General features: G+C 68.7%; 21 protein-coding genes. 5 read left to right on the top strand and 16 right to left on the bottom strand.

The features are described from left to right. Position 1: 1 nt before the first annotated feature. From G3N62_RS06715 to G3N62_RS06645, 15 genes are all read right to left on the bottom strand, one after another. On the bottom strand, positions 2-574 hold the full coding sequence (locus G3N62_RS06715) for a TRAP transporter small permease (RefSeq protein ID WP_059562500.1): 573 nt from the start codon (positions 572-574) through the stop codon (positions 2-4). Beyond that, the gene (locus G3N62_RS06710) at positions 571-1,557 is read right to left on the bottom strand and encodes a TRAP transporter substrate-binding protein (protein ID WP_034191859.1); all 987 of its coding nucleotides are present in this window, start codon (positions 1,555-1,557) and stop codon (positions 571-573) included. The genes G3N62_RS06715 and G3N62_RS06710 overlap by 4 nt, the downstream gene beginning before the upstream one ends. Positions 1,558-2,106: 549 nt before the next feature. Next, positions 2,107-3,294: a M20 aminoacylase family protein gene (locus tag G3N62_RS06705; RefSeq protein ID WP_034191860.1), complete on the bottom strand. Its 1,188-nt coding sequence runs from the start codon at positions 3,292-3,294 to the stop codon at positions 2,107-2,109. 67 nt (positions 3,295-3,361) lie between these two features. Then, positions 3,362-4,819 carry an aldehyde dehydrogenase family protein gene (locus G3N62_RS06700; RefSeq protein ID WP_124670028.1) on the bottom strand — a complete coding sequence of 486 codons (1,458 nt, stop codon included), beginning with the start codon at positions 4,817-4,819 and terminating at the stop codon, positions 3,362-3,364. Beyond that, on the bottom strand, positions 4,816-6,093 hold the full coding sequence (locus tag G3N62_RS06695) for an FAD-binding oxidoreductase (RefSeq protein WP_034191862.1): 1,278 nt from the start codon (positions 6,091-6,093) through the stop codon (positions 4,816-4,818). Before G3N62_RS06695 ends, G3N62_RS06700 begins: the two co-directional genes overlap by 4 nt. Before the next feature lie 93 nt (positions 6,094-6,186). Beyond that, positions 6,187-7,512 carry an FAD-binding oxidoreductase gene (locus G3N62_RS06690; protein WP_027791938.1) on the bottom strand — a complete coding sequence of 442 codons (1,326 nt, stop codon included), beginning with the start codon at positions 7,510-7,512 and terminating at the stop codon, positions 6,187-6,189. Positions 7,513-7,514: 2 nt separating this feature from the next. Continuing rightward, positions 7,515-8,249, bottom strand: coding sequence for a cupin domain-containing protein (locus G3N62_RS06685; protein WP_124670029.1), 735 nt, complete (start codon positions 8,247-8,249; stop codon positions 7,515-7,517). Positions 8,250-8,367: 118 nt separating this feature from the next. Then, the gene (locus G3N62_RS06680; protein ID WP_027791940.1) at positions 8,368-8,799 is read right to left on the bottom strand and encodes an AraC family transcriptional regulator; all 432 of its coding nucleotides are present in this window, start codon (positions 8,797-8,799) and stop codon (positions 8,368-8,370) included. A 24-nt stretch (positions 8,800-8,823) separates the two neighbouring features. After that, complete coding sequence (locus tag G3N62_RS06675; RefSeq protein ID WP_080288025.1) at positions 8,824-10,158, bottom strand: FAD-binding oxidoreductase; 1,335 nt, start codon at positions 10,156-10,158, stop codon at positions 8,824-8,826. 139 nt (positions 10,159-10,297) lie between these two features. Then, positions 10,298-12,172, bottom strand: coding sequence for an ABC transporter ATP-binding protein (locus G3N62_RS06670; RefSeq protein ID WP_124670030.1), 1,875 nt, complete (start codon positions 12,170-12,172; stop codon positions 10,298-10,300). Beyond that, complete coding sequence (locus G3N62_RS06665; protein WP_034191865.1) at positions 12,172-13,128, bottom strand: ABC transporter permease; 957 nt, start codon at positions 13,126-13,128, stop codon at positions 12,172-12,174. The genes G3N62_RS06670 and G3N62_RS06665 overlap by 1 nt, the downstream gene beginning before the upstream one ends. 30 nt (positions 13,129-13,158) lie before the next feature. Beyond that, positions 13,159-14,112: an ABC transporter permease gene (locus G3N62_RS06660; RefSeq protein WP_034191866.1), complete on the bottom strand. Its 954-nt coding sequence runs from the start codon at positions 14,110-14,112 to the stop codon at positions 13,159-13,161. Positions 14,113-14,191: 79 nt separating this feature from the next. Next, entirely contained in the window at positions 14,192-15,775 is a 1,584-nt protein-coding gene (locus G3N62_RS06655) for an ABC transporter substrate-binding protein (protein ID WP_034191867.1), read from the bottom strand. A 693-nt stretch (positions 15,776-16,468) separates the two neighbouring features. After that, entirely contained in the window at positions 16,469-18,007 is a 1,539-nt protein-coding gene (locus G3N62_RS06650) for a methyl-accepting chemotaxis protein (RefSeq protein WP_059562491.1), read from the bottom strand. 172 nt (positions 18,008-18,179) lie between these two features. Continuing rightward, on the bottom strand, positions 18,180-18,848 hold the full coding sequence (locus tag G3N62_RS06645) for a haloacid dehalogenase type II (protein WP_034191869.1): 669 nt from the start codon (positions 18,846-18,848) through the stop codon (positions 18,180-18,182). Between the two features lie 467 nt (positions 18,849-19,315). Between G3N62_RS06645 and G3N62_RS06640 the strand changes: the two genes are divergently transcribed. From G3N62_RS06640 to G3N62_RS06620, 5 genes are all read left to right on the top strand, one after another. Continuing rightward, entirely contained in the window at positions 19,316-20,176 is an 861-nt protein-coding gene (locus tag G3N62_RS06640) for a GNAT family N-acetyltransferase (protein WP_049031037.1), read from the top strand. Between the two features lie 11 nt (positions 20,177-20,187). Then, a complete protein-coding gene (locus G3N62_RS06635; protein WP_069704872.1) occupies positions 20,188-21,114 on the top strand; it encodes a glyoxylate/hydroxypyruvate reductase A in 927 nt (308 codons plus the stop codon). A 161-nt stretch (positions 21,115-21,275) separates the two neighbouring features. After that, complete coding sequence (locus tag G3N62_RS06630) at positions 21,276-22,685, top strand: aspartate aminotransferase family protein (RefSeq protein WP_069704873.1); 1,410 nt, start codon at positions 21,276-21,278, stop codon at positions 22,683-22,685. Between the two features lie 86 nt (positions 22,686-22,771). After that, positions 22,772-23,263: a winged helix-turn-helix transcriptional regulator gene (locus G3N62_RS06625; RefSeq protein WP_034191873.1), complete on the top strand. Its 492-nt coding sequence runs from the start codon at positions 22,772-22,774 to the stop codon at positions 23,261-23,263. A gap of 99 nt (positions 23,264-23,362) precedes the next feature. Continuing rightward, on the top strand, positions 23,363-24,835 hold the full coding sequence (locus G3N62_RS06620; RefSeq protein ID WP_034191874.1) for an NAD-dependent succinate-semialdehyde dehydrogenase: 1,473 nt from the start codon (positions 23,363-23,365) through the stop codon (positions 24,833-24,835). A 60-nt stretch (positions 24,836-24,895) separates the two neighbouring features. On the opposite strand, the gene G3N62_RS06615 is transcribed toward G3N62_RS06620, so the two are convergent. Beyond that, positions 24,896-25,987 (bottom strand): helix-turn-helix transcriptional regulator, encoded by a 1,092-nt coding sequence (locus G3N62_RS06615; protein ID WP_034191875.1) that lies wholly within the window; start codon positions 25,985-25,987, stop codon positions 24,896-24,898. Positions 25,988-25,989: the final 2 nt, after the last annotated feature.

Here is a 25,989-nt window from a genome sequence, read left to right as displayed (position 1 = left end):
GTTATTGTCCCGACGAAGAACGACGAAGCGCGAGCAGGTGCTCGAGCGAGAAGAGGATGATCGCAACCGCCGCGGGCATCGCGATCAGGTAGCGCACGCCTTCGGGCAGCCCGATGATCGGGATGCGGTCGCCCATCGTCTCGGCGGCCATGCTGCCGCAGCCGACCATGATCATCACCGCGAACGCCATCAGGCTCAGGTGCTGGATCCCGATGACCACGTTGCGCGCCTTCGGCGACAGCCGGCGCACGAGCGAATCGAGGCCGATATGGCCGCCGTCGCGCACCTTCATCGCCGCGCCGAACATCGCGATCACGATCACGAGCAGCAGCGCGATCGGCTCGACGAAATCCGGCGCGTTCTCGAACACGTAGCGCATCACGACCGCGTAGAACACCAGCACCGTGAGCACCGCGAGGCACGCCGACGCGATCACGGCCAGCACGCGGAACAGCACGTCGTTCACGCAGCGCAGGAGTGGCGCGGCATGCGGCCGCGCCGGCCCGGCGCCGTCCGGGGCCGAGGCCGACGAGCCGCCGGCCGCGGCGCCGTTCAGGGAAGTGCGACGCGTCACTTGGTGGCCTCGATCTCGTCGACGATCTGCTTCATCTGCGGCGTCTTTTCATACTTCGTCCACAGCGGCTGCATCGCCTTCACGAACGCCGCGCGGTCGATCTGCGCGGCCGGCAGGATCTTCGCGCCGCCCTTCGTCACCATCTGCTGCGCGGACGCCTCGCGCGCGGTCCACAGCTTCTGGTAGTACGGCACCGAATCGGCCGCCGCCTTCCGGATCGCCGCCTGCTCCTGCGGCGACAGCGTGTCCCAGATCTTCTTCGAGAACACCAGCACTTCCGGCGTCATCGCGTGCTGCGTCTCCGAGTAATCGGGCGCCACTTCGTAGTGCTTGGTTTCCTCGTACGACGGCAGGTTGTTTTCCGCCGCGTCGACGAGGCCCGTCTTCAGGCCCGTGTACACCTCGGCGAACGGCATCGGCGTCGGCGTGCCGCCCATCGCCTTGATCTCGTCGACCATCAGGTCGGACGGTTGCACGCGCACCTTCAGCCCCTTCATGTCGGCCGGCGTGCGCACCGGGCGCTTCGCGTAGATCGAGCGCGCGCCGCTCTCGTAGAACGTCAGCGCGATCATCCCCTTCGCGCTGAACGCATCGAGGATCTTCTGGCCGGCCGGGCCGTACATCGCCTTGCGGAAATGGTCGACGTCGCGGAACAGGAACGGAAACGACGGGATCAGCGATTCCGGCACGATCTCGTTGAACGACGCGCCGTTCACCCGCGCCATGTCGATCGCGCCGATCCGCACCTGGTCGACCGTGTCCTTCTCCGAGCCCAGCGCGCTGTTGCCGAACACCTTGATCGAATCCTTCCCGCCCGTCGCCTTCGACAGCTCGTCGCCCATGAACTTCACGGCCATGTTGGTCGGGAAGTTGTCGCCGTGCACGTCCGCCGAGCGGAACACGCGCGCCTGCGCGGACATCGCGAAGCCGGCCATCAATGCGACGGCCAGGACGGTACGGGAGCCGGTGAATCGGTGCTTCATGGTGAGTCTCCTTGATGGTCGATCGTTGTTGTGCGGCGATCCGTCGGCAGGCACATGCGTCGGCGAGACGCTCCGCTGAACCGCAGAGTCATACGTCGTATGACGTGTCGAGCGAATGTACGTCGGTTAACCGTTTAACTCACTTGGTGCATACCCCTATGACCGTTACCATCAAGGGTTTTTGGCGTGAATCGGGGAATCGTTTCCTCTGTTTTTGCGCGTTTTTGGCGAAACGTTTTCCGTAAACGGAGCGGGATTCGGATCGGACAGGGTCGGGACGATTTCCTGACGGCTAATCGCCTTCTTTCGTAGTGCCCCGCCTTGTTATAGGATGACTGACCACAGTGCGACCACGTCGACGCACTTTGCCGACCAAGTCCGAGCGTGCTCGGCCGGCTTGCCGCCTTGCCCGCGACGGCGGCGGCACTCACCGCGTGCGGCGGCGGCGATTCGAGCGCCCGCCGCGCGCCAACCGGGCGTCAATGCCCGGTTGGCGAACACCCCTTCAACGTGATCGGGCTGTCGACTGCCTCGACCTCGCGCCTGCCGTCACGGCGAGCGCCTGAAATAATGCTGCGCCAGCGCGACCCAATAGCGGACGCCCGCCGGAATGATGTCGTCGTTGAAGTCGTATTTCGGGTGATGCAGCGACGGGGCATCCGTTCCGGCCGGCGCATTGCCGATCAGCACGTAAGCGCCGGGCCGCTCTTCCAGCATGAAGCCGAAGTCTTCGGACGTCATGTTCGGCGGCACGTCGCGCAACAGGCGGTCGTCGCCGAACGTATCGCGAACGACCGTTTCGCACAGCGCCGTCTCGGCCGGCGTGTTGACGGTCGCCGGATAGTACTGGAAGAACTCGACGTCGACCTGCGCCCCATGCGCGGCGGCCAGCCCTTCGCATACGAGCCGGACATCGCGCTGCAGCCGTTGCTGCAATTCGGACGACAGCGTGCGAATCGTCCCGCGCAGCTCCGCGCTGTCCGGAATGACGTTGTCCGTCGTGCCCGCCTGGAACATGCAGACGGAAATGACGGCCGGATCGACCGGATCCTTGTGCCGCGCGGCGATGGTCTGGCACTGCAGCACCATCGCGCACGCGAGCGGCACCGGATCGATGCCCAGGTGCGGTTGAGCCGCGTGCGCGCCCTTGCCGGTGACCGTGATCCGGAAACGGGAACCCGCGGCCATGATCGGGCCGGTGCGCATCCCGAAATGCCCGGCCGGCAGGCCGGGCCAGTTGTGCATGCCGAATACGGCTTCCGTCGGGTAGCGATCGAACAGCCCGTCGTCGATCATCTTGCGCGCGCCCGCACCGCCCTCTTCCCCGGGCTGAAACACGAAATGCACGGCGCCCGGCAGCTGCGGCAAGTCCTTCAGGATGCGCGCGGCGCCGAGCAGCATGACGGTATGGCCGTCGTGCCCGCACGCATGCATGATTCCGTGCGTGCACGACGCATGCGCGAAGTCGTTCGCTTCGTGAATCGGCAATGCATCCAGATCCGCGCGCAGCACGATGCCGCGGCGCGGGTCCGCGCCGGGCAGGCTCGCGACGACGCCCGTGCCGCCGAGCCCGCGCGACACCGCGTAGCCGAGCGCCTCGAGCTCGCGGGCGACGACGTCGGCCGTCCGGTGTTCCTCGAATCGCAGTTCGGGGTGCGCATGCAGATCGCGGCGCAATGTCGCCCAGTGCGCGTGATGCAGGTCCAGCGACGTGTCGGGGATGACGATATTTTCCAAGTCGGCACCTCTGCCAGGCAAACCGGTTCAAATCGGGACCGCCGCCGCATCGCGTGCGGCGACAGCTTCAGTCGTCGAATCCGAGGATCGACTTGATTTCCATGTATTCCTCCATCCCTTCGATCCCGTACTCGCGGCCGTTGCCCGACTGCTTGTATCCGCCGAACGGCGCCTGCGGATCCCACGCCGGGTAGTTCAGGTGTACCTGGCCGGCCCGGATGCGCGCGGCCACCGCGCGCGCCTGCGCCTTGTCGGTGCCCTGCACATGCGCGCCCAGCCCGTAGACCGTGTCGTTCGCAATGGCGATCGCCTCGTCCACGGTATCGTAGGGAAGAATCGCGAGCACCGGACCGAAGATCTCCTGCTGCGCGATCGTCATGTCGGTGCGGACGTCGGAGAAAATCGTCGGCCGCGCATAAAAGCCCTTGTCGAACCCTTCCGGCCGGCCGGGACCGCCGGCGATCAGCTTCGCCCGTTCGTCGAGGCCCGCGTCGATCATCTGCGCGACCCGGCCGAATTGCGCGCGATTGGCAAGCGGCCCGTGCGTCGTCGTCTCCGCGAACGGATCGCCGACCACCAGTTTCTGCGCGGCCGCGCGAGCCAGCGCCTCGACCGTGCCGAGCAGGTTGCGCGGCACGATCATGCGGGTCGGCGCGCTGCACGACTGACCCATGTTCCGGAACGCGGCGGCCACGCCGGGCGCAATGGCCCGCTGCAGGTCCGCATCCGGCAAGACGATGTTCGGCGACTTGCCGCCCAGTTCCTGCGCGACGCGCTTGACGGTCGGCGCCGCCGCCTGCGCCACCAGCACGCCGGCACGCGTCGAGCCGGTGATCGACACCATGTCGACTTCCGGGTGCGAAGACAGCGCGGCGCCCACCACCGCGCCGTCGCCGCTCACCAGGTTGAATACGCCCGCGGGCACGCCCGCATCGGCGATCACTTCCGCGAACAGCAGCGCGCTGAGCGGCGACAGCTCGCTGGGTTTCAGCACGACCGTACAGCCGGCCGCGAGCGCCGGGCCGACCTTCGCCGTGATCTGGTAGATCGGCCAGTTCCACGGCGTGATCAGCGCGCACACGCCGATCGGCTCGCGCACGATCGCGGTCGTTCCCCGCCGCGAGACGAACGGATAACGCGCGAGATTGTCGCGCGCGACGCGGATATGCTCGGCCGCGAGCGGCACGTGCGCGGCGCGCGCATAGCTGATCGGCGCGCCCATTTCCGTGGCCAGCGCCGCGGCGAACAGCTCCGCGCGCTCCAGCATCAACGCATGCACGCGATCGAGCAGCGCGGCGCGCGCCTGCGGCGACGTGGCCGCCCACGGTTCGAAGGCCCTGCGCGCGGCGCTGACGGCCCGGTCGGCGTCGCGCGCGTTGCCGAGCGGGATCTCGCACAGTCCGTCTTCGGTGGACGGGCTGACGACCACGAACCGGTCGCCGCCGTCGGGCACGACCCAGTCGCCGTCGATGAAGAGGCGATCGAGCCTTCCGTTTTGCATCAGGTGAACAACAGGTGAATTCATTGCAGCGTGTCCTTGAGTCGATACCAGGCACCGACGAACGGCAGGAACCAGGGTTTGCCGAAGTGCCCGGGAATGGCCGGCCAGTCGAAGTCTTTCCAGGGGTTGAGATCCGCGCGCCCGTCCATGATCTCCGCCATCAGCGTGCCCATCAGCGTTGCCATGTGCGTGCCGTGGCCGCTATAGCCCATCGCGTAGTACACGCCGTCGCGCTCGCCCGCGCGCGGTAGTCGGTTGGCGGTCATGTCGACCATCCCGCCCCAACAGTAGTCGATGCGTACGCCGGCCAGTTCGGGAAACACGGCGGCCAGCTGCCGCCGCAGGATCGCCCCGCTCTTTTCGTCCGAACGCGGGTTCGACGCGGCGAACCGCGCGCGGCCGCCGAACAGCATCCGGTTGTCGGGCGTGACGCGAAAGAAATTGACGAAGTTCTTCGTGTCGGTGACCATCCGGCGCGTCGGCAACAGCCGGTCGAGCAGGTCGTCCGGCAACGGCTCGGTGACGATGATGAACGCACCGACCGGCACGATCCTGCGGCGAATCCAGCCGAACGGGCCGACCTGCGAAATGCCGCTCGCGAGCAGCACCTGGCGCGCACGGATCTCGCCGAGCGGCGTACGCGCCGCGTAAGCGCCGCCCGCTTGCCGCTTCAGCCCGAGCACCGGCGCATGCTCGAGGACGTGCGCGCCGCGCGCTTGCGCGGCGCGTGCCAGGCCGCGCACGTAACGGCCGACGTGCATCCCGGCACTCTTGCCGAACAGCAGGCCGCCGTGATAACGGTCCGAGCCGATCTCGTCACGCAGCTCGGCTTTCGTCACCATGCGCGTGTCGGGATCCACGCTCGCCGCGAGCAGTGCCTGACTTCGCGCGAGCTTGTCGTAATGCTCAGGTTTCGCCGCGAGCTTGAGCTTGCCGCGGCGCACGAAATCGCAATCGATCGACTCCTCCCTGACCAGCCGCTCGACCGTGTCGACGCCTGCGTCGAACGCGCGATAGAGCCGATTGGCCAGTTCCGTGCCGATGCGCTGCGATAGCGCCGCGTAATCCTGCGCGAAGCCGTTGTTGCACATACCGCCGTTGCGTCCCGATGCCGCCTGCCCGACGGTGCCCGCCTCGCAGACGATCACGCGCGCCCCTTTCCTGGCCAGCGCCAGTGCGGCCGCCGAGCCGGTGATCCCGCCGCCCACCACCAGCACGTCGCAACTGCCGTCGCGCAACGCCGGCGAGTTGCTCGCAAATGGCTCCGACGTATCGAGCCAGTAGGAACCGAAACGCATCCGTCACTCCCAGGTGGCCGCGCCGGACGGTCAGGCCGGCGAAGGTTCGCCGCGCCGGTCCGGCCGCTCGCGTGCGAGCGTCGCGGCCTTGCATCAGAAATCGGCGACCTTGCCCCATGCGGAATCGCTGAACCGGGCCGGCTGGTACGGCACCGGATCGACCAGCGGCGGCGCGCCCGTCGCAAGATCCGCGATCAGGTGCCCGGCGCCCGGCCCGATCCCGAAGCCGTGGCCGGAAAAGCCCGCCGCGAGGATCAGCCCCGGCACGCCCGGCACTTCGCCGATGCCCGGCACGCCGTCCGGCGTGCTGTCGACGAACCCGGCCCACGCGTGCGTGATCTTCGCGTCGCGAAGTTCGGGCATCAGTTCGACGGCGCGGCGGTAGGTTTCGTGGACCGTCGACATGTCCGGCTTCGGATCCAGGATGCGGACCGCCTCCATCGGCGTCGGCGCATCGAGGCGCCAGCGCTTCAGCGTTTCATGGCCGCCGCGCAGCCCTTCGAGCCCGCCCGGCAGCAGATTGCGCCAGCGCTTCGCGAACATCGGCACGAATTGCGGCGCGAATCGCAGGAACTGCGGCGTCAGGTCCACCCGAGCGCGGCCGCTGATCGCCAGCGCGTAACGGCCGTCGCTGCGGCGCGTCACGGACACGCCGGACGTGTACATCGCATCCGGCAGCGGATGCTCGACCGGCGACACGCTCAGGATCGACTGACGGATCGACGCCTGCGGAAAACGGATGCCGAGCTGGCGGCAGAACGACGACGCCCAGGCGCCGCCCGCGAGCACGACGGTCTTGGTCTTGATCACGCCGGACTCCGTGACGACGGCGCTCACGCGTCCGCCCTCGCGTTCGATGCCGCGCGCCGCGCAGTACTGGTGGACACTGCCGCCGAGCTTCATCAGCGCGGCGGCGACGGCCGGCGCGGCCTTTTCCGGGTCGGCCGTGCCGTCGGTCGGCGAAAACACGCCGCCTTTCCACGGCCGCCCGGTCGCGTGCCCGCGCTCGGTGGCCTGCTTGCCGTCGAGCATGTACGTCGCCACGCCCGCCGTCTTCGCGAACTCGCCCCAGCTGGCCCAACGGGCCAGCTCGGCCTCGTCATTGCTCAGGTACAACAGGCCGCAGCGATGAAAACCCGTGTCCTCGCCCGATTCGATCGCGAATCGTTCCCACAGGTCGATGCTCTTGCTTGCCATCGGCAACTCGCGCGCATCGCGGTTCTGCTGCCGGCACCAGCCCCAGTTGCGGCTCGACTGCTCGGCGCCGATGCGCCCCTTCTCGACGAGCGCGACCGATACGCCGCGCCGGGCCAGATAGTAGGCGGTGAAGACGCCGATGATGCCGCCGCCGATCACGACGACATCGGCCGAAGCCGGCAGCGTGGCCGGGGTTTCGATATGGCGTAGCGGAGGAGTCATGCTCAGGCTCGCTCGGTGGATGCGTTGACGGTCTGCACGACGTAGAACTTCGCCACGCGTTCGCTGCTTTCCCACCCGATCGGCGTGCCCTGCGGCACGAACAGCGCATCGCCGGCGCCGAGCGACAGCACGCTGCCGTCCGGCGCGGCGAACCGTACGTCGCCGTCCAGCAGGAACATGAATTCGTTCACGCGATGCGGCCGGACGATCCGGTGATAGGGCGTCGAATCCCACGTGCCCGCGCAGAACGCGGCGCCGTCGTCGACGAACACGTTGTCGCTGCGGCACTGCGGCGCCGGGCCGAGCAGCACCTCCGCCGGCAGCGTGGCCGACGGCTTGAAATCGGCATCGGCTCGCAGCGCGAACACGCCGCGCCGGGTCGGTGCCGCGCACGCGGCGGCGCAGAACGTGAACAGCACGCGCGATGCCGCGGTCACGCGCAGCGCCGTGCCGCCGCCGATCACGGCCCCGTCTCCCGGGCCCAGCACCAGCGGCGCGGCGCCGGCCGCTTCGAGCGTCAGCTCGCCCTCGATGATCGCGATGGTTTCGATGTGCGGAAAGCTCGCCACGTCGAGTTCGCCGGCGAACGCGACACGTCCGGCGGCCATCGCGTCGGGACCTTCCCACGCGATCTCCCGGGCTTGCGCGAAAGGATCGTTCGCGCCGAACGCCTGCTGGCGAAATACGGTTGACGAAGGCGCGCCATCGGCGCGGTGCAACACGAAAACTGCGGTCATATCTGCTCCTGTGCGGCGCGCGGCGGTGCGGTTGAACGCCGCCGCGCGATATCGGAAATCGTCGTTCGCCGGCTCTGCAGCCGGACCTCCCCGGCATGCGAACCGTGCGTGTGTGCGCCTACGCCGCGTGACATGACGCTTCGCGGCGCTCGGCATGCCTGCGCGTCGAAGACGTGCGCGCCGTCGCACCGCCTGCCCGCGCGACCACGTAATCGCGCGGCGTGATCCCGAGCACCCGCCGGAAATGCCGGCACAGATGGCTCTGATCGAAGAAACCGACGTCGGTCGCGACGACCGACGGCGCGAGACCGGCGCGCAACAGGTCCTGCGCACGGCGTACCCGCACCAGGCACAGATACCGGTGCGGCGACAAGCCGGTTTCGCTGCGAAAGCGCGCGGTGAAACGCGACACGCTCAATCCGGCCACCGCCGCGAGCGTGTCGAGGTTCAGCGGCTGCGCGAACGATGCATCGATCGCGCGCAGCACGTCGCCGATCGCCGGCGAGACGGGCCGCGCGACACGAGACGAGCCAACGAGTTGCACTGTCATGTCGTATCCTCCCGGGCGCTCGCTTCAGTGCAGGAAATCCTGCATCCGGTAATACGCGCCGACGAGCGGCAGGAACCACGCGTGCCCGAAATGGCCCGGTATCGCCGGCCATTCGAGCTCGCGCCACGGGTTCGACGCGGCTGCGCCATACAGCACGTCGGCCATCACGCGGCCCATGTGCACCGACATCTGCACGCCGTGGCCGCTGTAGCCCATCGAGTAATAGAGCCCGTCGTGCTGGCCCGCGCGCGGCAGCCGGTCGGCGGTGATGTCGACGAGGCCGCCCCAGCAGTAGTCGAGCCGCACGTCGGCCAGTTCCGGAAAGTAGCCGGCCATGCCGGCGCGCAGGACGTCGCCGCTTTTCGTATCCGAGCGCGGGCTCGACATCGCGAAACGCGCGCGGCCGCCGAACAGCAGCCGGTTGTCGGGCGTCACGCGGAAGTAGTTGCCGATCTGGCGCGACGTCACGTACGCGCGGCGATGCGGGAACAGCCGGTTCAGTTGCGCGTCGGCCAGCGGCTCGGTGACGACGATGAAGCTGCCGACCGGCGCGATGCGCCGCCGGAACCACGCGAACGGGCCGTGCTGCGATGCGCCGGTCGCGACCAGCACGCGATCGGCGACGATCGTGCCGCGGGTGCTGGTGATCGAGTGACGCTCGCCGTCGAGCCGGTCGAGCTGCGTGACGGCTGCCTGCTCGTACACGCGTGCGCCGGCACGCACGGCCGCTTGCGCGAGGCCGACGCCGAACTTGCCCATGTGCATCTGCGCGCCGTTGCGCTGCAGGAGCCCGCCGTAGAAACCGTCGGATGCGATTTCATCGCGGATCCGCGACGGCTCGATCAGCTCGATGTCGGGATCGACGTCGCGGCGCAACGCATCGAAGGTCTTTTCGAGCCCGGCGAAGTGCTGCGGCTTCGCGGCGAGCTTCAGCTTGCCGGCGCGCCGGAAATCGCAATCGATCGCCTGTTCGGTCACGATCGTCTCGACGCTCTTCACCGCGCTTTCGTACGCGAGATAAAACTGCTTCGCCTGCGTGGCGCCAATGCGCGCGGCCAGCGACGCGTAGTCCTGCGCGACGCCCGTATTGCACTGGCCGCCGTTGCGGCCGGACGCCTCGCCGGCCACCTGCGCGGCTTCGAGCACGACCACCGACACGCCGCGCTGCGCGAGCGCGAGCGCCGCCGACAAGCCGGTGAAACCGCCGCCGATCACGACGACGTCGGCCCGCCCTTCGACGGGACCAACGCTTCCGGCGCGAAACGCGGGGCGGGTATCCAGCCAGTACGATTCCAGTTTCATTGGATCCTTCTTGTGCATGCCGGCAATGTCGATCGGCGAACGTTCAATGAGAATCATTTAATCACCGTCAAAAACCGCAGTTGCCGCGTATTCGCGCGCGGCACGCGTGCAAATTGCCGTTTTGCGCGACCGCCGCAGCAGACTATGCGGCGGGCCGTCCACCGCACCGCGCGATGAACGGTTCGCGCGCCTCGCACTACAGCTGTACCGGCGCGACGCCAGCGGAAATCGGCTCCGCCTGGAAGCGCGCGAGATCTTCCTCGCTGCGATGGCACAGCACCTGCGCGCCGTTCCCGAGCGTGCGCAGCGACGGGGCCGTGCGGTTGCACACGCCGTCCACACGCATCGCGCAGCGCGACAGGAACGGACACAGCTCGGCCTCGTTCTCGCGCTCGCCGATCGGCACCAGCGGCCGGTGGCAACGCTCGGCCGCATCGTCGAGCCAGCCCGCGCGCAACTCCGGCGCGGACGACACCAGCAAGTGCGAATACGGGTGATAAGGCGGCGCGCACAGCGCGTCGCGGCTGCCCGTCTCCACGCGGCGGCCCGCATACAGCACGACGATGTCGTCGCTGATCGCGCGCACCTTCGCGATGTCGTGCGTGATGAACACGTACGACACGCCGAGCTTCGCCTGCAGGTCGCGCAGCAGCTCGATGATCGCGGCGCCGACCACGGTGTCGAGCGCCGACGTGACCTCGTCGCACAGGATCAGGTCGGGCTCGGCCGCGAGCGCGCGCGCGAGGTTCACGCGCTGCTTCTGGCCGCCCGACAGCTCGCCGGTACGCCGCGAGGCCACCGCCGGCGGTAGCCGCACGAGTTCGAGCAGCTCCGCGACGCGCTGCCGCGCACGCGCGCCCTTGATGCCGTGATAGAACGCGAGCGGCCGTGCGAGCGTGCGCTCGACGGTATGCACCGGGTTGAGCGCGGTATCGGCGTTCTGGAACACGATCTGCACGCGGCGGTGCTGCTCCTTGGTGCGCTTGACGATATCGAGCGCGAGCGGCTCGCCGTCGAGCAGGATCTTGCCGCCCGTCGCCGGCACGAGGCCCGCGATCACCTTCGCGAGCGTGGTCTTGCCGGAGCCCGATTCGCCGATCACGCCGACCGTCTGGCCGCGCCCGATGCGCAGGTCGACTTCGTGCAGGATCACCTTCGCGGGCCAGCCTTTGGCGGTACGGCCGCCGTAGCCGGCGATCGCGCCGCGCACGTCGAGCAGCGGCGTCGGCGCGGCCGGCTCCGGTGCTTGCCCCTGCGCGTCGCGTTCGGCATCGTTCGGCGTGACCGCCGCGATCAGGCTCTGCGTGTACGGGTGCGTCGGCGCATGCAGGATCTGTTCGGTGTCGCCCGCCTCGCGGATCACACCGTCGCTCAGCACGACGATCCGGTCGGCCATCTGCGCGACCACGGCCAGGTCGTGGGACACGTACACCGCACTCATCCCGTAGCGCCGGATCACGCTCTTGAACGCCTGCAGCACGTCGATCTGCGTGGTCACGTCGAGCGCGGTGGTCGGCTCGTCGAGGATCACCAGCTCCGGATCCGTGATCAGCGCCATCGCGGCCATCAGCCGCTGCAGTTGACCGCCCGATACCTGGTGCGGATAGCGCTTGCCGATCGTCTCCGGCTCCGGCAGCGCGAGCGCGCGAAACAGCTCGATCGCCTTCGCCTGCGCGTCGTGCTTCGTCATCGTCTTGTGGATCAGCGCGCTCTCGATCACCTGGTCGAGAATCGTGCGCGACGGGTTGAACGCGGCGGCCGCGCTCTGCGCGATATACGCGACCTTGCGGCCGCGCAGCGCGGTCAGCGCCGCTGCGGAAAGCGTGCACACGTCGGTGCCGTCGAGCTTCACCGAGCCGCCGGCGATCCGGCATCCGGCGCGCGCATGGCCCATCAGCGACAGCGCGATCGTCGTCTTGCCGGAGCCCGATTCGCCGATCAGCGCGAGCACCTCGCCGCGCGCGATGTCGAAGTCGACACCGTGGACGATTGTCGTTTCCTCGCCGCCCGGCCGGCCGCCGACCACGCGCAGCCCGCGCACCTCGACGAGCGGGTTCGATTCGTGTCGCATCAGTGTCCTCCGGCGGCGCCGGCCGCGCCCTTGCGGCGGCCGCGATGCGGCAGGCCGTCGATCATCAGGTTGACGCCCACCGTCAGGATCGCGATCGCGACCGCGGGCACGATCGCGACGGCCGAGCCGTCGCCGAGGCTCGCGATGTTCTCGCGCACGAGCGAGCCGAGGTCCGCGTACGGCGGTTGCACGCCGAGCCCGAGAAAGCTCAGGCCGCTCAGCAGCAGCACGACGAACGTGAAGCGCAGCCCGGTGTCCGCCAGCATCGGGTGGATCATGTTCGGCAGCATCTCGACGCACGCGATGTACAGCGCGCTTTCGCCGCGTGCGCGCGCGACCTGCACGAATTCCAGCGTGCTGATGTTGACGGCGAGCGCGCGCGCGATCCGGTACGAGCCGGGCATGTAGCTGACCGCGGCGGTAAGGACCAGCAGCGGCAGCGACGAGCCGAACGCGGCGACGAACATCAGCGCGAACATCTTCGACGGAATCGACGTGAGCGCGTCGAGCAGCCGGCTCATCGTCTCGTCGACCGCGCGGCCCGACACGGTCGCGAGCAACCCGAGCGTCGTGCCGGTCACGGCGGCGAGCAGCACCGCGGCCAGCGCGAGCAGCACGGTCAGCCGCGCGCCGTACAGGATCCGGCTCAGCATGTCGCGGCCGAGGAAGTCGGAGCCGAACGGCAGCTTCGCGCTGAACGGCGCGAACACGTCCGGCGTGACGATCGCGCCGACGTCGTGCGGCGCGAGCAGCGGCGCGAACACGGCGATGAACAGCATCAGGCCGACCATCGCCAGACCGACGCGGCCGCCGGTCGTCAAGGCGATGCGCGCGGTGCGGCGCTTGCGCGGCTGGTCGGGGGCAGGCGCGGCCGGCGGCATGCTGCCCCGCCCCAGGGGCGGGTCGTCGGATGGCGGCAGCGGGCTGCTGCGTTGTACGGGTTCGATCGGTTGCATGGGCGGCATCTCGGAAGGAAGACGAAACACTCAGGTGCGCAGTCGCGGGTTCGACACGATCGAGCACAGGTCGGCGAACAGCACGAGCGTCAGGTAAGCGACGCAGAAGATCAGCGTGCACGCCTGGACCAACGGGAAATCGCGGTTGCTGACGGCGTCGACCATCAGGCTCGCGAGGCCCGGATAGTTGAAGATCGTCTCGACGACGATCACGCCGCCGAGCAGATACGACAGGCTCAGCGCGATTGCATTGGCGATCGGGCCGATCGCGTTCGGCAGCGCATGGCGCAGCACGACGCGCGCGGGGCTTGCGCCCTTCAACGTGGCCATCTCGACGTACGACGCGCTCAGTTGCTCGATCACCGCGGCGCGCGTCATGCGCGCCATCTGCGCGATCACGACCGCGCACAGCGTCAACACCGGCATCGCATACGCACGCAGGAAATCGTGCAGGCTCTCGATCGGGCCGCTGTACGACAGCGCGGACAGCCAGTGCAGCTTCACCGCGAACACGAGCACGGCGACCGTCGCGATCAGGAATTCCGGCGTCGCGACGAGCGACAGCGTGCCGAGGCTGATCACGCGGTCGACCACCGTCTCGCGCTTGACCGCCGCGAGGATGCCGAGCAGCAGCGCGATCGGCACCGACACGGCGGTCGTGATCGCCGCAAGCGCGAGCGACTTCGGCAGGCGGCCGCCGATCAGCTCCGACACCGGCATGTCGCCGGACAGCGACCGGCCGAAATCGCCGTGCAACAGCCCGGCGAGCCAGTGCACGTAACGGACGTGCGCCGGCATGTCGAGACCGAACTGCTGGCGCAGCGCGGCGACCGTCTCCGGCGTCGCCGACTGGCCGAGCGCGGCCTGCGCGGCGTCGCCCGGCAGCAGGTTCGTGATCGTGAAGATGATCGCGGACACGATCAGCAGCGTCAGCGCGGTGACCGCGATGCGCCGGCCGATCAGCCCGATGAGAATTCGGTTCATGGAGCAGCACTCCCGAAAAAACCGTGCGTGGTCGGCGCGGGGGCCCGCACCGGCCGCGCGACGGCGGCCAGCCACGACGTCACGCGTTCCACCACACGTTCTCGGCGAACATGAAGCCCATCATCCCGCCGGTCGGGATCGAACCGAGGCCCGCGAGCCGCTTGTCGTACCCGTCGAGGAAGCTGATGAACGCCGGAATGCCGACCCGACCCTGCTGCGCCACGATCACCTGCATGTCGCCGTACATCTGCTTGCGCTTCGCGTCGTCGGTTTCCGAACGCGCGGCGAGCAGCAACTGGTCGAACTTCGCGTTCTTCCAGCCCGATTCGTTCCACGGCGCATCCGACTTGAAGAACTGCGTGAACAGCACGTCGGCGCTCGAACGCGGGTTGATGTTGCCGAACGTGAGCGGGTGCTTCATCCAGTGGTTCGACCAGTAGCCGTCGGGCGACGCGCGGTTGACCTGCAGGTTCAGCCCGATCTTCTGGCCGGCCTGCTGCAGCAGCACGGCCATTTCGATCGACCCGTTCGCGTCGGACGTCGCATAGATCGGCGGCAGCGTGGTGCCGAGCGCGCCCGCCTTCTGGAGCAGGAATTTCGCCTTGTCCGGATCGTGCGCCCGCTGCGGCAGCGACGCGTTGAAGTAGCGATGCCCCGGCGGGATCGGCTGGTCGTTGCCGATCACCGAGTAGCCGCGGAACACCGCCGTGCGGATCTGCTCGCGATCGAACAGGTACTTCATCCCTTCGACGAAATCGGGATTCGAGACGATCGGGTTGTCGCTGCGCATGATCAGGTCGGTATAGAGGCCCGACTTGGTTTCCTTCAGCGCGTAGCCCGGCGTCGACGAGACCCGCTGCGTCGAGCGCGGATCGATCGCGTTGATCAGGTGCACGTCGCCCGACAGCAGCGCGTTCAGGCGCGCAGCGCTGTCGCCGATGCCGATCAGCTCGATCTCGTCGAGATACGGCCTGCCCGGCTTGAAGTAGCTGTCGTTGCGCACGCCGATGGTCGCCACGCCCGGCTTGAACGACTTCAGCTTGTACGGGCCGCAGCCGATACCGGTGCTGAAGTCGGTCGTGCCGTCCTTGACGATCACGAGCTGCGGCGTCGCGAGGATCACCGGCAGATCGGCGTTCGCGCTCACGAGCGTCAGCGTGACTTCGTCGGGGCCGGTCGCCTTCGCATCCGCGAACTGTTCGGCGAGCGGCTTGACCTTCGACGCGGTGGCCGGGTTCTTGTGGCGCATCAGCGAAAACACCACGTCGGCCGGGCCGACGGGCTTGCCGTCGTGGAACGTGACGCCCTTGCGCAGCTTGATGATCCACGTCTTCGCATCGGTCGTCTGCAGCGACTCGGCGAGGTTCATCTGCGGCGTGAGGCTCGCATCGAGCTGCGTGAGACCGCTGTAGAACATGAAGAAACGGGTGTAGTCCGCGCCCGTCGAGCCCTTGGCCGGATCGAGCGTATCGGCCGTCGAGCCGGCTTCGTTCGCGACCCGGATCTTGCCGCCGCGCTTCGGCGCGGGCGCGGCGAATGCCGACTGCGCATCCATCAGCAGCCCGCCGCCGCCGACGGCCATCATGCCGCTCGCCGCCATGACCCGCATCATGTCGCGGCGCGTGAAGCCGCCCTTGCCGTCATTGTCGATATCGTCGCTCATCCGAACTGCTCCTGACTGTGGGAAGTGGGTCCAAGGGTCCAGCGTGGTTGTTCAATCCCGCCGCGCCCGCTTGCTGGTGGCGGGCGCGACGTTGTACACATGCAGTTCATTTAAGCATCGCCAAAATGCGGTTTGTCGCGATTCGGGCGGCCCGCACGATACGAATCGACCGTTTTGAGCCGCCCGCGCAGCATGAATTGCTGCGTGCGCGCATGTGTCGTCGTGCGCCCGGCGGCGTGTCGCGGCGGCTGCCCGACCCGTGTCGATACAGGAAATCGTAAGGCCGCAGCCGCCGCAGATTGCGCCGACAAAATTGCCCGTTCGGCATCCGGCGCGCGTTTGACTCACGCAAACCGCACGTTTGTGTCGAATGTGTGTGTGCGTGCCCAAGACGGTCGAAACGAGCGGCACGTTGCGGCGGATCGCCGCACGCACGAGCGGCGACGATGGGGATCGCGACGGGACGTCGCGCAGGAAAGTTCGGAAGAATGCCGCTCGATCGGAACGGCTTGGCGGGAAGACGGGAAGATGACGCGACTGCCCGGAAACCGGGCCCGTGCAGCCGTCAGGCGCCGCGGCCGCGAGCGGCGATGCATGCGTCACCGGGCATGTCGGCGCGCTCGCCGGGCGGGCGCCGGCACGGCGCCCAGGCGGCAGGATGATGCGCCCCCGCGAGCGGACGGCGCGAAGCCGTCACGCAGCGAGCCGGAATACCGATACGGCGGCCCGCAAGCGCGCCGCCTGCTCGTCCAGCGACGAGGCGGCGGCCGCTGCCTGCTCGACGAGCGCGGCGTTCTGCTGGGTGACTTCATCCATTTGCGCGACTGCCAGCCCGATTTGTTCGATGCCGGTGCTTTGCTCCGCCGATGCCGCGGAAATCTCGCCCATGATGTCCGCCACCCGGTCGATCGACCGGACGATCTCGGTCATACGCTCGCCGGCCGTCTCGACGAGCCGGCTGCCGCTGCCGGCCCGCTCGACCGACGCGTCGATCAATCCCTTGATGTCCTTCGCGGCCGCCGCGCTGCGCTGCGCGAGCGAGCGGACTTCCGATGCGACGACGGCGAACCCCCGCCCCTCCTCGCCGGCCCGCGCGGCTTCCACCGCGGCGTTGAGCGCGAGAATGTTGGTCTGGAATGCGATGCTTTCGATGACGACGGTAATGTCGGCGATCCGCACCGATCCGTCCGAAATCTGCCGCATCGTTTCGACGACCGCGTGCACGGCGGCGCCGCCAAGCTCGGTCGCATCCTTGGCCTGGGCCACGAGCGCATTCGCCTGGCGCGCGTTGTCGGCGTTCTGTTTGACCGTGGACGTGATCTGCTCCATGCTCGCCGCCGTTTCCTGCAGCGACGCGGCCTGCTGCTCCGTGCGCTGCGACAGATCCAGGTTGCCTTGCGCGATCTCGCCGGTGCCGGTGGCGATCGAGTGGGTCGTGGTCTGGATCTCGGCGATGGTGTCGGTCAGCCGCGCCTTCATGTCGCCCAGCGCGACGAGCAGGCTGCCGGGCGCGGCGTGCGCCGTATCGAACTGCACGTCCAGTTCGCCGGCGGCGATGCGGGCGGCGATCTGCGTCGCATGCGCGGGTTCCCCGCCCAGCGTGCGCCTGACGCTGCGCAGCACGCCCCATGCGATGGCCGCGAGCGCCGCGGCGATGACGAGCGCGACGGCGCCCAGCACCATCGCGAGCCGGGCAAACGCCGCGTTGATGTCGTCGTAGAAAAATCCCGTGCCGATCCACCAGTTCCAGTCCGGAATCGCGACCACGCCCTGCAGCTTCGGCTCCAGGTCCGCGTCGGGGCTGCGCTTGACCAGCACGTCGACGAGCGCGAAATGCGCCTGCGCCATCCCCGCGCGGTACGCCTCGCTGTCGGTCATGCCGCTGGTCGTGCGGTTGCCTTTCGCGCGCGTGCCGATGAATTTCGCGTTCGGGTGCACGAGGTTGACGCCGTCGGACGTCGTGACCCAGAAGTAGCTCTTCGAATTCGCGTTGAGCGCCGCCAGCGCGGCCTTGGCCTGCTGCTGCGCCTGCTCCTGCGTGAGCGTGCCGCTCGTCTGCATCGCGCGATACGAATCGACCAGATGCTCGGCCTTGGTCAGCAGAATGACGACCTCTTCGCGGCGGCTGTCGATCAGCGCGTCGCGCAGCGTGTGCAGCGACAACGCGGCCAGCAGGACGACGCCGAGCAGCGCCGCGGCGACGAGCATCAGCAGTTTGGTGGACAACTTCATGCGGGGGCCTCGAAATATTAACCGTTCGGTACATATATCGGCCCGGGCGGCCCCGCCTTGAACGACTCAATATCGGTAATTACCCTCATTTCGTGCGCTGACCGAACGCGCCGGGACGCGACGGCATCACGGCCGCGCCCCTGCGCTCGACGAATCGGCCGGCGCGGCCGGCTTACAGCCCGAGTTGCGTCGCGAGCTGACCGATGTCCGACACTTCGTAATAGTTGTAGAACGGCGTGCCCGGCTCGTGGCCGCGGTTCACGAATGCCTTGTGCTTGATGCCGAGATCCTCGGCCGTCATGAGGTCGTAGCGCAGGCTCGACGACACGTGCAGCACGTCCTCGGGCTTGCAGCCGAGCTTGTCGAACATGTATTCGAAGCCCTGCATCCGCGGCTTGTACGATTGCGCCTGCTGCGCGGTGAACACGGCGTGGAACGGCGCGCCCAGCTTGTCGACGTTGCTCATGATCTGCTCGTCCATCGCATTCGACAGGATCACCAGCTTGTACTTCGACGCCAGCCGCGACAGCCCGGCCGGCACGTCCGGATGCGGGCCCCACGTCGGCACCGCATGATAGAAAAGCTCGGCCTCGGCCTCGTCGAACTTCACGCCGAGCCGCGCGCAGGTGCGGCGGACCGCGTTGACGACGACGTCGCGGTACGGCTTCCACGCGCCGAGCACCTCGTCGAGCCGATAGGCGGCGAACGCGCGCACGAATGCCTCCATCGCGGCCGGCGACAGCCGGTCCGCATAGATTTCGCGCGCCGTCTCGGCCATCCGGAAATGGGTCAGCGTGCCGTAGCAGTCGAAGGTGATGTACTTCGGTTCAAACTGGATCATGGTGACGTCCTGTCGGTGTGAAGCCCCGGCAGGGCCGGGGACGGGCTGGATTTAACGAAATTGAATCAGGGCAAAAAGTCGTCCGCGCATCGTTCGGCGCCGCTCAAAACGCAGAATCGCCGCGTGTTGCCCGCCACATGCAGCACGATCTGCGGCACGATCGGGCGCGGCGCGGGCGGCGGGCGCCGATGGGCGCCGCGCTACCGCGGCGGGCCCGTCTGCCGATGCGGCCCTTCGGCAGGCGGCAGTGCCGCCGTGCCATTGATCGTAGTGGTATTCCACAGCACGCGTGGCCGGATTGACCCGTCTCGCCAGCACGATCCGGGCGTTCGTTCGCGCCGATCGAGCCGGTTTGCATCGAATTCGCGGGCGCGCCCGCCGCCGCCGGAAAACAGGCGAATCGTCCTATCCGCCCCGCGGCCTCGCTGGCACAGTGATGCGTCATTCCCACCCCTCCGGAGTCCGGCGTGTCCGACCTCAATCCTTCCAGCACGCTTACCTATCGCCCGTTCGCCGAAACCGACCTGCCCGCCGCGCACCGGCTGTCGGAAGCCGTCAAGTGGCCGCACCGGCTCGACGACTGGCGCTTCGTGTTCCAGCTCGGCGGCGGCTTCGTCGCCGAAGACGAAACCGGCGTCGTCGGCACCGCGCTCGGCTGGCGCTTCGGCGAATCGCACGCGTCGCTCGGCATGGTCATCGTGTCGCCCGAGCGCCAGGGCCGCGGCATCGGGCGCGAGTTGCTCGCCCGCCTGGTCGACAGCTTCGGCCCGCGGACCGTGTTCCTGCACGCGACGCCGGCCGGCGAGCCGCTGTACGCGAAATTCGGGTTCGAAGCGATCGGCACGATCGATCAACACCAGGGCGCCGCCTTCCAGCCGCCGCTGATATCGCTGCCGCCCGGCGAGCGCCTGCGGCCGATCGGCGCGAACGACGGCCCGCGCCTTGCCGCGCTCGCGTCGCGCGCCGCGGGCTATCAGCGCGACGAAGTGATCGGCGCGCTGCTCGACGTCGCGAACGGCATCGCGCTCGATCGCGACGGCGAGCTGCTCGGCTTCGCGCTGTTCCGCCGCTTCGGCCGCGGCCACGCGATCGGCCCGGTGGTCGCACCGGACGCGCAGCGCGCGCAGGCGCTGATCAGTCACTGGCTCGCCCTGCACGAGGGCATGTTCGTGCGGCTCGACGTGCCGGGCGACAGCGGGCTGTCCGACTGGCTGCAGGGGCTCGGGCTGCCGCGCGTCGATACCGTCGTCGCGATGGCACGCGGCGCCGCGCCCGAGCGCGATCCGGCGCTGCGCGCGTACGCGATCGTGAACCAGGCACTCGGCTGAGCGGAACGAAGATGAGCTTCCTGTACAAGGCCGACCCGGTGCGCGGCGCGCAATGGGCACAGCGCTTCGCGCAGCGCGCACCCGATCTCGCGTTCCGGATCTGGCCGGACATCGGCGACCCGGAGGCGGTCCGCTATCTCGCCGCGTGGCAGCCGCCGGACGATCCGGCCGCGCTGCTCCCGAATCTCGAGGTCGTGTTCTCGGTCGGGGCCGGCATCGATCAGTTCGACCTGTCGCGCGTGCCGCCGCACATCCCCGTCGTGCGGATGATCGAGCCGGGCATCGTCGAGGGCATGGTCGAATACGTGACGCAGGCGGTGCTGACGATTCACCGCGACCTGTTCGACTACGCGGCGCAACAACGCGCGCAGGTGTGGCACGAGAAACCGGTGCGCGCCGCCGCGTCGACGCGGATCGGCGTCCTCGGGCTCGGCACGCTCGGCCAGGCGGTGCTCGACATGCTCCGGCGCTTCGGCTTCCCGTGCGCGGGCTGGAGCCGCACGCCGCGCACGCTCGACGGCATCGCGTGCTACGCCGGCGACGACGCGCTCGAACCGTTCCTCGCCCGCACCGACATCCTGATCTGCCTGCTGCCGCTGACCGACGGCACGCGCGGGCTGCTCGGCACACGCGTGTTCGATGCGCTGCCGGCCGGCGCGTCGCTCGTGCAGGTCGGGCGCGGGCCGCAGCTCGATGCGGCCGCGCTGCTCGCCGCGCTCGACAGCGGCCGGCTCGACAGCGCGATCCTCGATGTAACCGACCCCGAACCGTTGCCGGCCGGTCATCCGTTCTGGGCGCATCCGCGCATCCGGATCACGCCGCACATCGCGAGCGCCACGCGGCCCGACACCGCCGTGGACGCCGTGCTCGCGAATCTCGCGCGCCATCGTGCAGGACAACCGATGATCGGCATCGTCGACCGCACACGCGGCTACTGACGCACGCGTCCGGCACGGCGGGGCGCGCAGCAGAAAATGCCGAAGCGCCCCGTGCAAACGCCGCGCCCATACGTTTCGGGGCGCAAATTGAAAGCGCATGCGGATCGTTCGCCCGGTAGCATGAACTCACCGCTGACACCTGACGAGAGTCCTGCCCTGCCATGAACCACGCCGACCACGCTGCGCTGATCGAAGCCGATCGTCAGCATCTGATCCACCCCGTCGTCAACTATCGCGCACACGAGGCGCGCGGCGCCACCGTGCTCGAATCCGCGGACGGCGTGTTCCTGCGCGACGCCGACGGCCACACGCTGCTCGACGCGTTCTCGGGCCTGTGGTGCGTGAACGTCGGCTACGGCCGCGACAGCATCGTGAAAGCGGCCGCCGACCAGATGGCGAAGCTGCCCTACGCGACCGGCTATTTCCATTTCGGCTCGCAGCCGGCGATCGAGCTGGCCGAACGGCTCGCCGCGCTCGCGCCGCCGTCGCTGAACCACGTGTACTTCACGCTCGGCGGCTCGGATGCGGTCGACTCCGCAGTGCGCTTCATCACGCACTATTTCAACGCGACCGGCCGTCCGTCGAAAAAGCAGATGATCGCGCTCGAGCGCGGTTATCACGGCTCGTCGTCGATCGGCGCCGGCCTCACCGCGCTGCCGGCGTTCCACCGTCACTTCGACCTGCCGCGCGCGGACCAGCATCACATCCCGTCGCCCTACCCGTATCGCCATCCGCTCGGCGACGATCCGCAGGCGCTGATCGCCGCGTCGGTCGCCGCGCTCGAAGCGAAGGTCGCCGAACTCGGCGCGGACAACGTGGCCGCCTTCTTCTGCGAGCCCGTGCAGGGTTCCGGCGGCGTGATCGTGCCGCCGGCCGGCTGGCTGAAGGCGATGCGCGACGCCTGCCGTCGCCTCGGCATCCTGTTCGTCGCCGACGAGGTGATCACCGGCTTCGGCCGCACGGGGCCGCTGTTCGCGTGCGAGACCGAACAGGTCGATCCGGACCTGATGACCGTCGCGAAGGGACTGACCGCCGGTTATGCGCCGATGGGCGCGGTGCTGATGTCCGATGAAATCTATGAAGGGATCGCGGGCAGCCGCGCCGAATCGGCCGTGGTCGGCCACGGCCATACGTATTCCGCGCATCCGGTCAGCGCGGCGATCGGCCTCGAGGTGCTGAAGCTCTATCACGAAGGCGGGCTGCTCGCGAACGGCCAGGCGCTGGCGCCGCGCTTCGCGGCGGGCCTCGACGCGCTGCGCGCGCATCCGCTCGTCGGCGATGCGCGTTCCGTCGGCCTGCTCGGTGCGCTCGAACTGGTGACCGACAAGGCCCGCAAGACGCGCTTCGACCCGGCGCTGAACGTGCCCGACAAGATCGCGGCGGCCGCTTACGCGAACGGCGTGGTGTTCCGCGCGTTCGGCGACGGCGTGCTCGGCTTCGCGCCGGCGCTGAGCTTCACCGCGGGCGAGTTCGACCTGTTGTTCGAACGCGTGCGCAAGACGCTCGACGACGTGCTGGGCGATGCCGGCGTGCAGCGCGCGCTCGACGCCGCGCACGCGCAGCCGGCCTGACCGGTCAAGGGAAAGCCGGGCTTGTGGCGGCCCTCGTTCGACTCTAAAGTAACCGGACATTCCATTTTTTCGCCTCTCACGTGAACATGACGGACAGCAAGCTGGATCGCATCGACCTGCGCATCCTCTCCCAGTTGCAGAAGCGCGGCCGCATGACCAACGTCGAGCTGGCCGATGCGGTCGGGCTGTCGCCCAGTCCTTGCCTGATCCGCGTGAAGCGGCTCGAGAAGGCCGGCTACATCGGCGGCTACGGCGCGCACATCCAGCTCGAGAAACTCGGCGACGTGCAGGTCGTGTTCACCGAGGTCACGCTGGCCGACCACCGGCGCGAGGACTTCGACCGCTTCGTCGCGGCGATCCGCAACGTCGACGAGATCGTCGAGTGCCATCTCGCGAGCGGCGGCTACGACTACCTGCTGAAGTTCATCACGCGCAGCGTGAGCCATTACCAGACGATCGTCGAGGGGCTGCTCGAGCAGAACATCGGCATCGAAAAGTATTTCAGTTACGTGATCATCAAGTCGCCGTTCGTCAAACGGCACTATCCGCTCGAATCGCTGTTCGGCGACCGGCACTGACGCACGGTGCCCGCCTGCCTCGAACGCGGCAGCGTGCTGTCCGCGCGGGGTAGTCGCGCGCCCGCGCCGCCGCCGAACCGCTTCATCCAAGGACCTGTCATGCCGCTTACGCTGTCCCGAACCGAACTGCTGCGTACCGCCAACCTGATCGACGGTACCTGGCGCGATGCGCTCGACGGCGCGCGCTTCGACGTCACCGATCCGGCGACGCTCGAGACCGTTGCCCACGCACCCGACAGCGGAGCCGCCGACGCGCGCGCCGCGACCGACGCGGCGGCACGCGCGCTGCCCGCATGGCGCGCGACGCCCGCTCGCGAACGCGCCGCGATCCTGCGCGCGTGGCACGCGGCGATCATCGCGCACACCGACGATCTCGCGAAGCTGATGTCGCGCGAACAGGGCAAGCCGCTCGCCGAAGCGCGCGGCGAAGTCGCCTACGGCGCGTCGTACGTGCTGTGGTTTGCCGAGGAAGCGACGCGCACGTACGGCGACCTGATTCCGCAGCAGCAGCGCGGCAAACGGCTGAGCGCGGTCAAGGAACCGATCGGCATCGTCGCCGCGATCACGCCGTGGAATTTCCCGCTCGCGATGATCGCGCGCAAGATCGCGCCCGCCCTCGCGGCCGGCTGCACGGTCGTCGCGAAGCCGGCGGAAGACACGCCGCTGACCGCGCTCGCGCTCGCCTTCCTCGCGCAGGAAGCCGGCGTGCCGCCCGGCGTGCTGAACCTGATCGCCGCCTCGCGCGAGCGCGGGGTCGCTGCCGTGGCCGACTGGCTCGCGGACGGCCGCGTGCGCAAGATCACGTTCACCGGATCGACACCCGTCGGCAAGCTGCTCGCACGCGAATCGGCGGCGACGCTGAAGAAGCTGTCGCTGGAGCTCGGCGGCAATGCGCCGTTCATCGTGTTCGACGATGCCGAGCTCGATAGCGCGGTCGACGGGCTGATGGCGTCCAAGTTCCGCAACGGCGGCCAGACCTGCGTGTCGCCGAATCGCGTGTATGTGCAGCGCGGCGTCTACGACGCGTTCGCCGCGAAGCTCGCGGCACGCGTCGCCGCGCTGAAGGTCGCGCCGGCAACCGACCCGGCCGCGCAGATCGGCCCGATGATCAACGCGCGCGCGGTCGACAAGATCGCCCGCCACGTCGGCGACGCTGTCGAACGCGGTGCGCGCGTGCTCGCCGGCGGCAAGCGTCTGGCCGAACTCGGCCCGAACTTCTACGCCCCGACGGTGCTCGCCGACGCGACCGCCGACATGCAACTGAACTGCGAGGAAACGTTCGGCCCGATCGCGGCGCTGTTCCGCTTCGATACCGAGGACGAGGCCGTCGGCGCAGCGAACGATACGCCGTTCGGGCTCGCCGCGTATTTCTACACGCAGGACGTGCGGCGCATCGCGCGCGTGTCGGCACGGCTCGAAACGGGCATCGTCGGCATCAACGAAGGCGCGCTCGCGAGCGAGGCCGCGCCGTTCGGCGGGGTGAAGGAATCGGGCTACGGCCGCGAAGGCTCGCGCTACGGCCTCGACGATTACCTGTCGATCAAATACCTGTGCCAAGGCGGGCTCGAGTGAATCCGGCCGGACGCGACGGCCTGCCGCGCACCGCAGGGTCGGGCCGGCCGTCACGCATCGTCACGTCTGCATGACCAGCGACGTCAGCTGCGCCGCGCGCGCCACGTCCGTCTTCGTGTAGATCGACTTGATCTGCGCGCGGACCGTACCGATCGACACGCCGCGCAGCGCCGCGCATTCCTGCGGCGAGCGCCCGTCGCAGCACAGCAGCACCGCGAGGTCGGCTTCGGCCGACGACAGCCCGTAGAACACGCGCAATCGCTGCGCGCGCGCCGACGGCGAGCGCAGGTCCGCGGCGGTCATCAATGCCGTCACGCCCGGCCGTTCGCGCGCGAGGTGCGACTGTTCGGGAACGGGGATCAACGCCAGCGGCAGCGGCTCGCCCGTCGTCCGCCGCAGCAGCAGCCCGCCGCGCGCGAACGCATGCCGCCATTGCGCGTCGTCGACGCATCCTTCCGGCGCGAAACGCCCATTCACGACCCGCAGCGCCGGTTCGGCGGCGATCAGTTGATCGGCCGCACGGTTCGTGTAGCGCAGTTCGCGCCGCGCGCCGAGCAGGAACACCGGCACCGGAATCGCGTCGAGCGCCGATTCCGCGGCGGCCACGCGCGCTTCGAGTTCGCCGATGCGCGCCTGAATCCGCAGCGCGCGGCTGATGTGCGCGCCCATGATTTCGATCATGCGGCGCTGATCGTCGGACAGCCCCTGCGATTCGGGGCCGCCCTGCACGCTGAGGAACGCGCCCGAGCCTTCGCCGCGATGGATGTACAGGCCCGAGATGCTGCCGAGCCCGAACGGGTGCATGAATTCCTGATAGAACACGCTGTGCGCGCGCTGGTGCGCGGACAGGTGCTTGACGTCCTCGAACCAGCGCCCCGTCGGCCAGTCCGCGGCGATCGGCACGACCGGGTCGTACAGGTAGAACTCGGTGTTGTAGCTGTGGTAGCACGCGGCGACCCACGACGCGTCGTCGCCGGCCGCCTGCTCGATCGCCGGCACCCTCGCCTTGTCGTCGAACGACAGCAGCGTGGCCATGCGCACACCGACCGACGATCGCAGCCCGTCCAGCACCGCTTCCCATCGTTGATCGCCCAGTGCCGCCGCGTAGATGTCGTCGATCCACGCCGATTGAATCAATCCGTTCAGTTGCATCT

It is taken from the genome of Burkholderia sp. Tr-20355 (genome assembly GCF_017104685.1).
In the GTDB taxonomy this organism is placed as follows: Bacteria; Pseudomonadota; Gammaproteobacteria; order Burkholderiales; family Burkholderiaceae; genus Burkholderia; species Burkholderia seminalis.
Note: the sequence above shows the minus strand (reverse complement) of the source record. Positions and strands in the feature narration are given on the sequence as shown.

Coding starts and splice junctions, on each gene's coding strand:
- G3N62_RS06690 (WP_027791938.1), bottom strand. CDS start 7,512: ATGACTCCTCCGCTACGCCATATCGAAACCCCGGCCACGCTGCCGGCT.
- G3N62_RS06675 (WP_080288025.1), bottom strand. CDS start 10,158: ATGATTCTCATTGAACGTTCGCCGATCGACATTGCCGGCATGCACAAG.
- G3N62_RS06620 (WP_034191874.1), top strand. CDS start 23,363: ATGCCGCTTACGCTGTCCCGAACCGAACTGCTGCGTACCGCCAACCTG.
- G3N62_RS06695 (WP_034191862.1), bottom strand. CDS start 6,093: ATGCGTTTCGGTTCCTACTGGCTCGATACGTCGGAGCCATTTGCGAGC.
- G3N62_RS06650 (WP_059562491.1), bottom strand. CDS start 18,007: ATGAAGTTGTCCACCAAACTGCTGATGCTCGTCGCCGCGGCGCTGCTC.
- G3N62_RS06670 (WP_124670030.1), bottom strand. CDS start 12,172: ATGCGACACGAATCGAACCCGCTCGTCGAGGTGCGCGGGCTGCGCGTG.
- G3N62_RS06635 (WP_069704872.1), top strand. CDS start 20,188: ATGAGCTTCCTGTACAAGGCCGACCCGGTGCGCGGCGCGCAATGGGCA.
- G3N62_RS06665 (WP_034191865.1), bottom strand. CDS start 13,128: ATGCAACCGATCGAACCCGTACAACGCAGCAGCCCGCTGCCGCCATCC.
- G3N62_RS06630 (WP_069704873.1), top strand. CDS start 21,276: ATGAACCACGCCGACCACGCTGCGCTGATCGAAGCCGATCGTCAGCAT.
- G3N62_RS06645 (WP_034191869.1), bottom strand. CDS start 18,848: ATGATCCAGTTTGAACCGAAGTACATCACCTTCGACTGCTACGGCACG.
- G3N62_RS06710 (WP_034191859.1), bottom strand. CDS start 1,557: ATGAAGCACCGATTCACCGGCTCCCGTACCGTCCTGGCCGTCGCATTG.
- G3N62_RS06625 (WP_034191873.1), top strand. CDS start 22,772: ATGACGGACAGCAAGCTGGATCGCATCGACCTGCGCATCCTCTCCCAG.
- G3N62_RS06655 (WP_034191867.1), bottom strand. CDS start 15,775: ATGAGCGACGATATCGACAATGACGGCAAGGGCGGCTTCACGCGCCGC.
- G3N62_RS06685 (WP_124670029.1), bottom strand. CDS start 8,249: ATGACCGCAGTTTTCGTGTTGCACCGCGCCGATGGCGCGCCTTCGTCA.
- G3N62_RS06700 (WP_124670028.1), bottom strand. CDS start 4,819: ATGAATTCACCTGTTGTTCACCTGATGCAAAACGGAAGGCTCGATCGC.
- G3N62_RS06660 (WP_034191866.1), bottom strand. CDS start 14,112: ATGAACCGAATTCTCATCGGGCTGATCGGCCGGCGCATCGCGGTCACC.
- G3N62_RS06615 (WP_034191875.1), bottom strand. CDS start 25,987: ATGCAACTGAACGGATTGATTCAATCGGCGTGGATCGACGACATCTAC.
- G3N62_RS06680 (WP_027791940.1), bottom strand. CDS start 8,799: ATGACAGTGCAACTCGTTGGCTCGTCTCGTGTCGCGCGGCCCGTCTCG.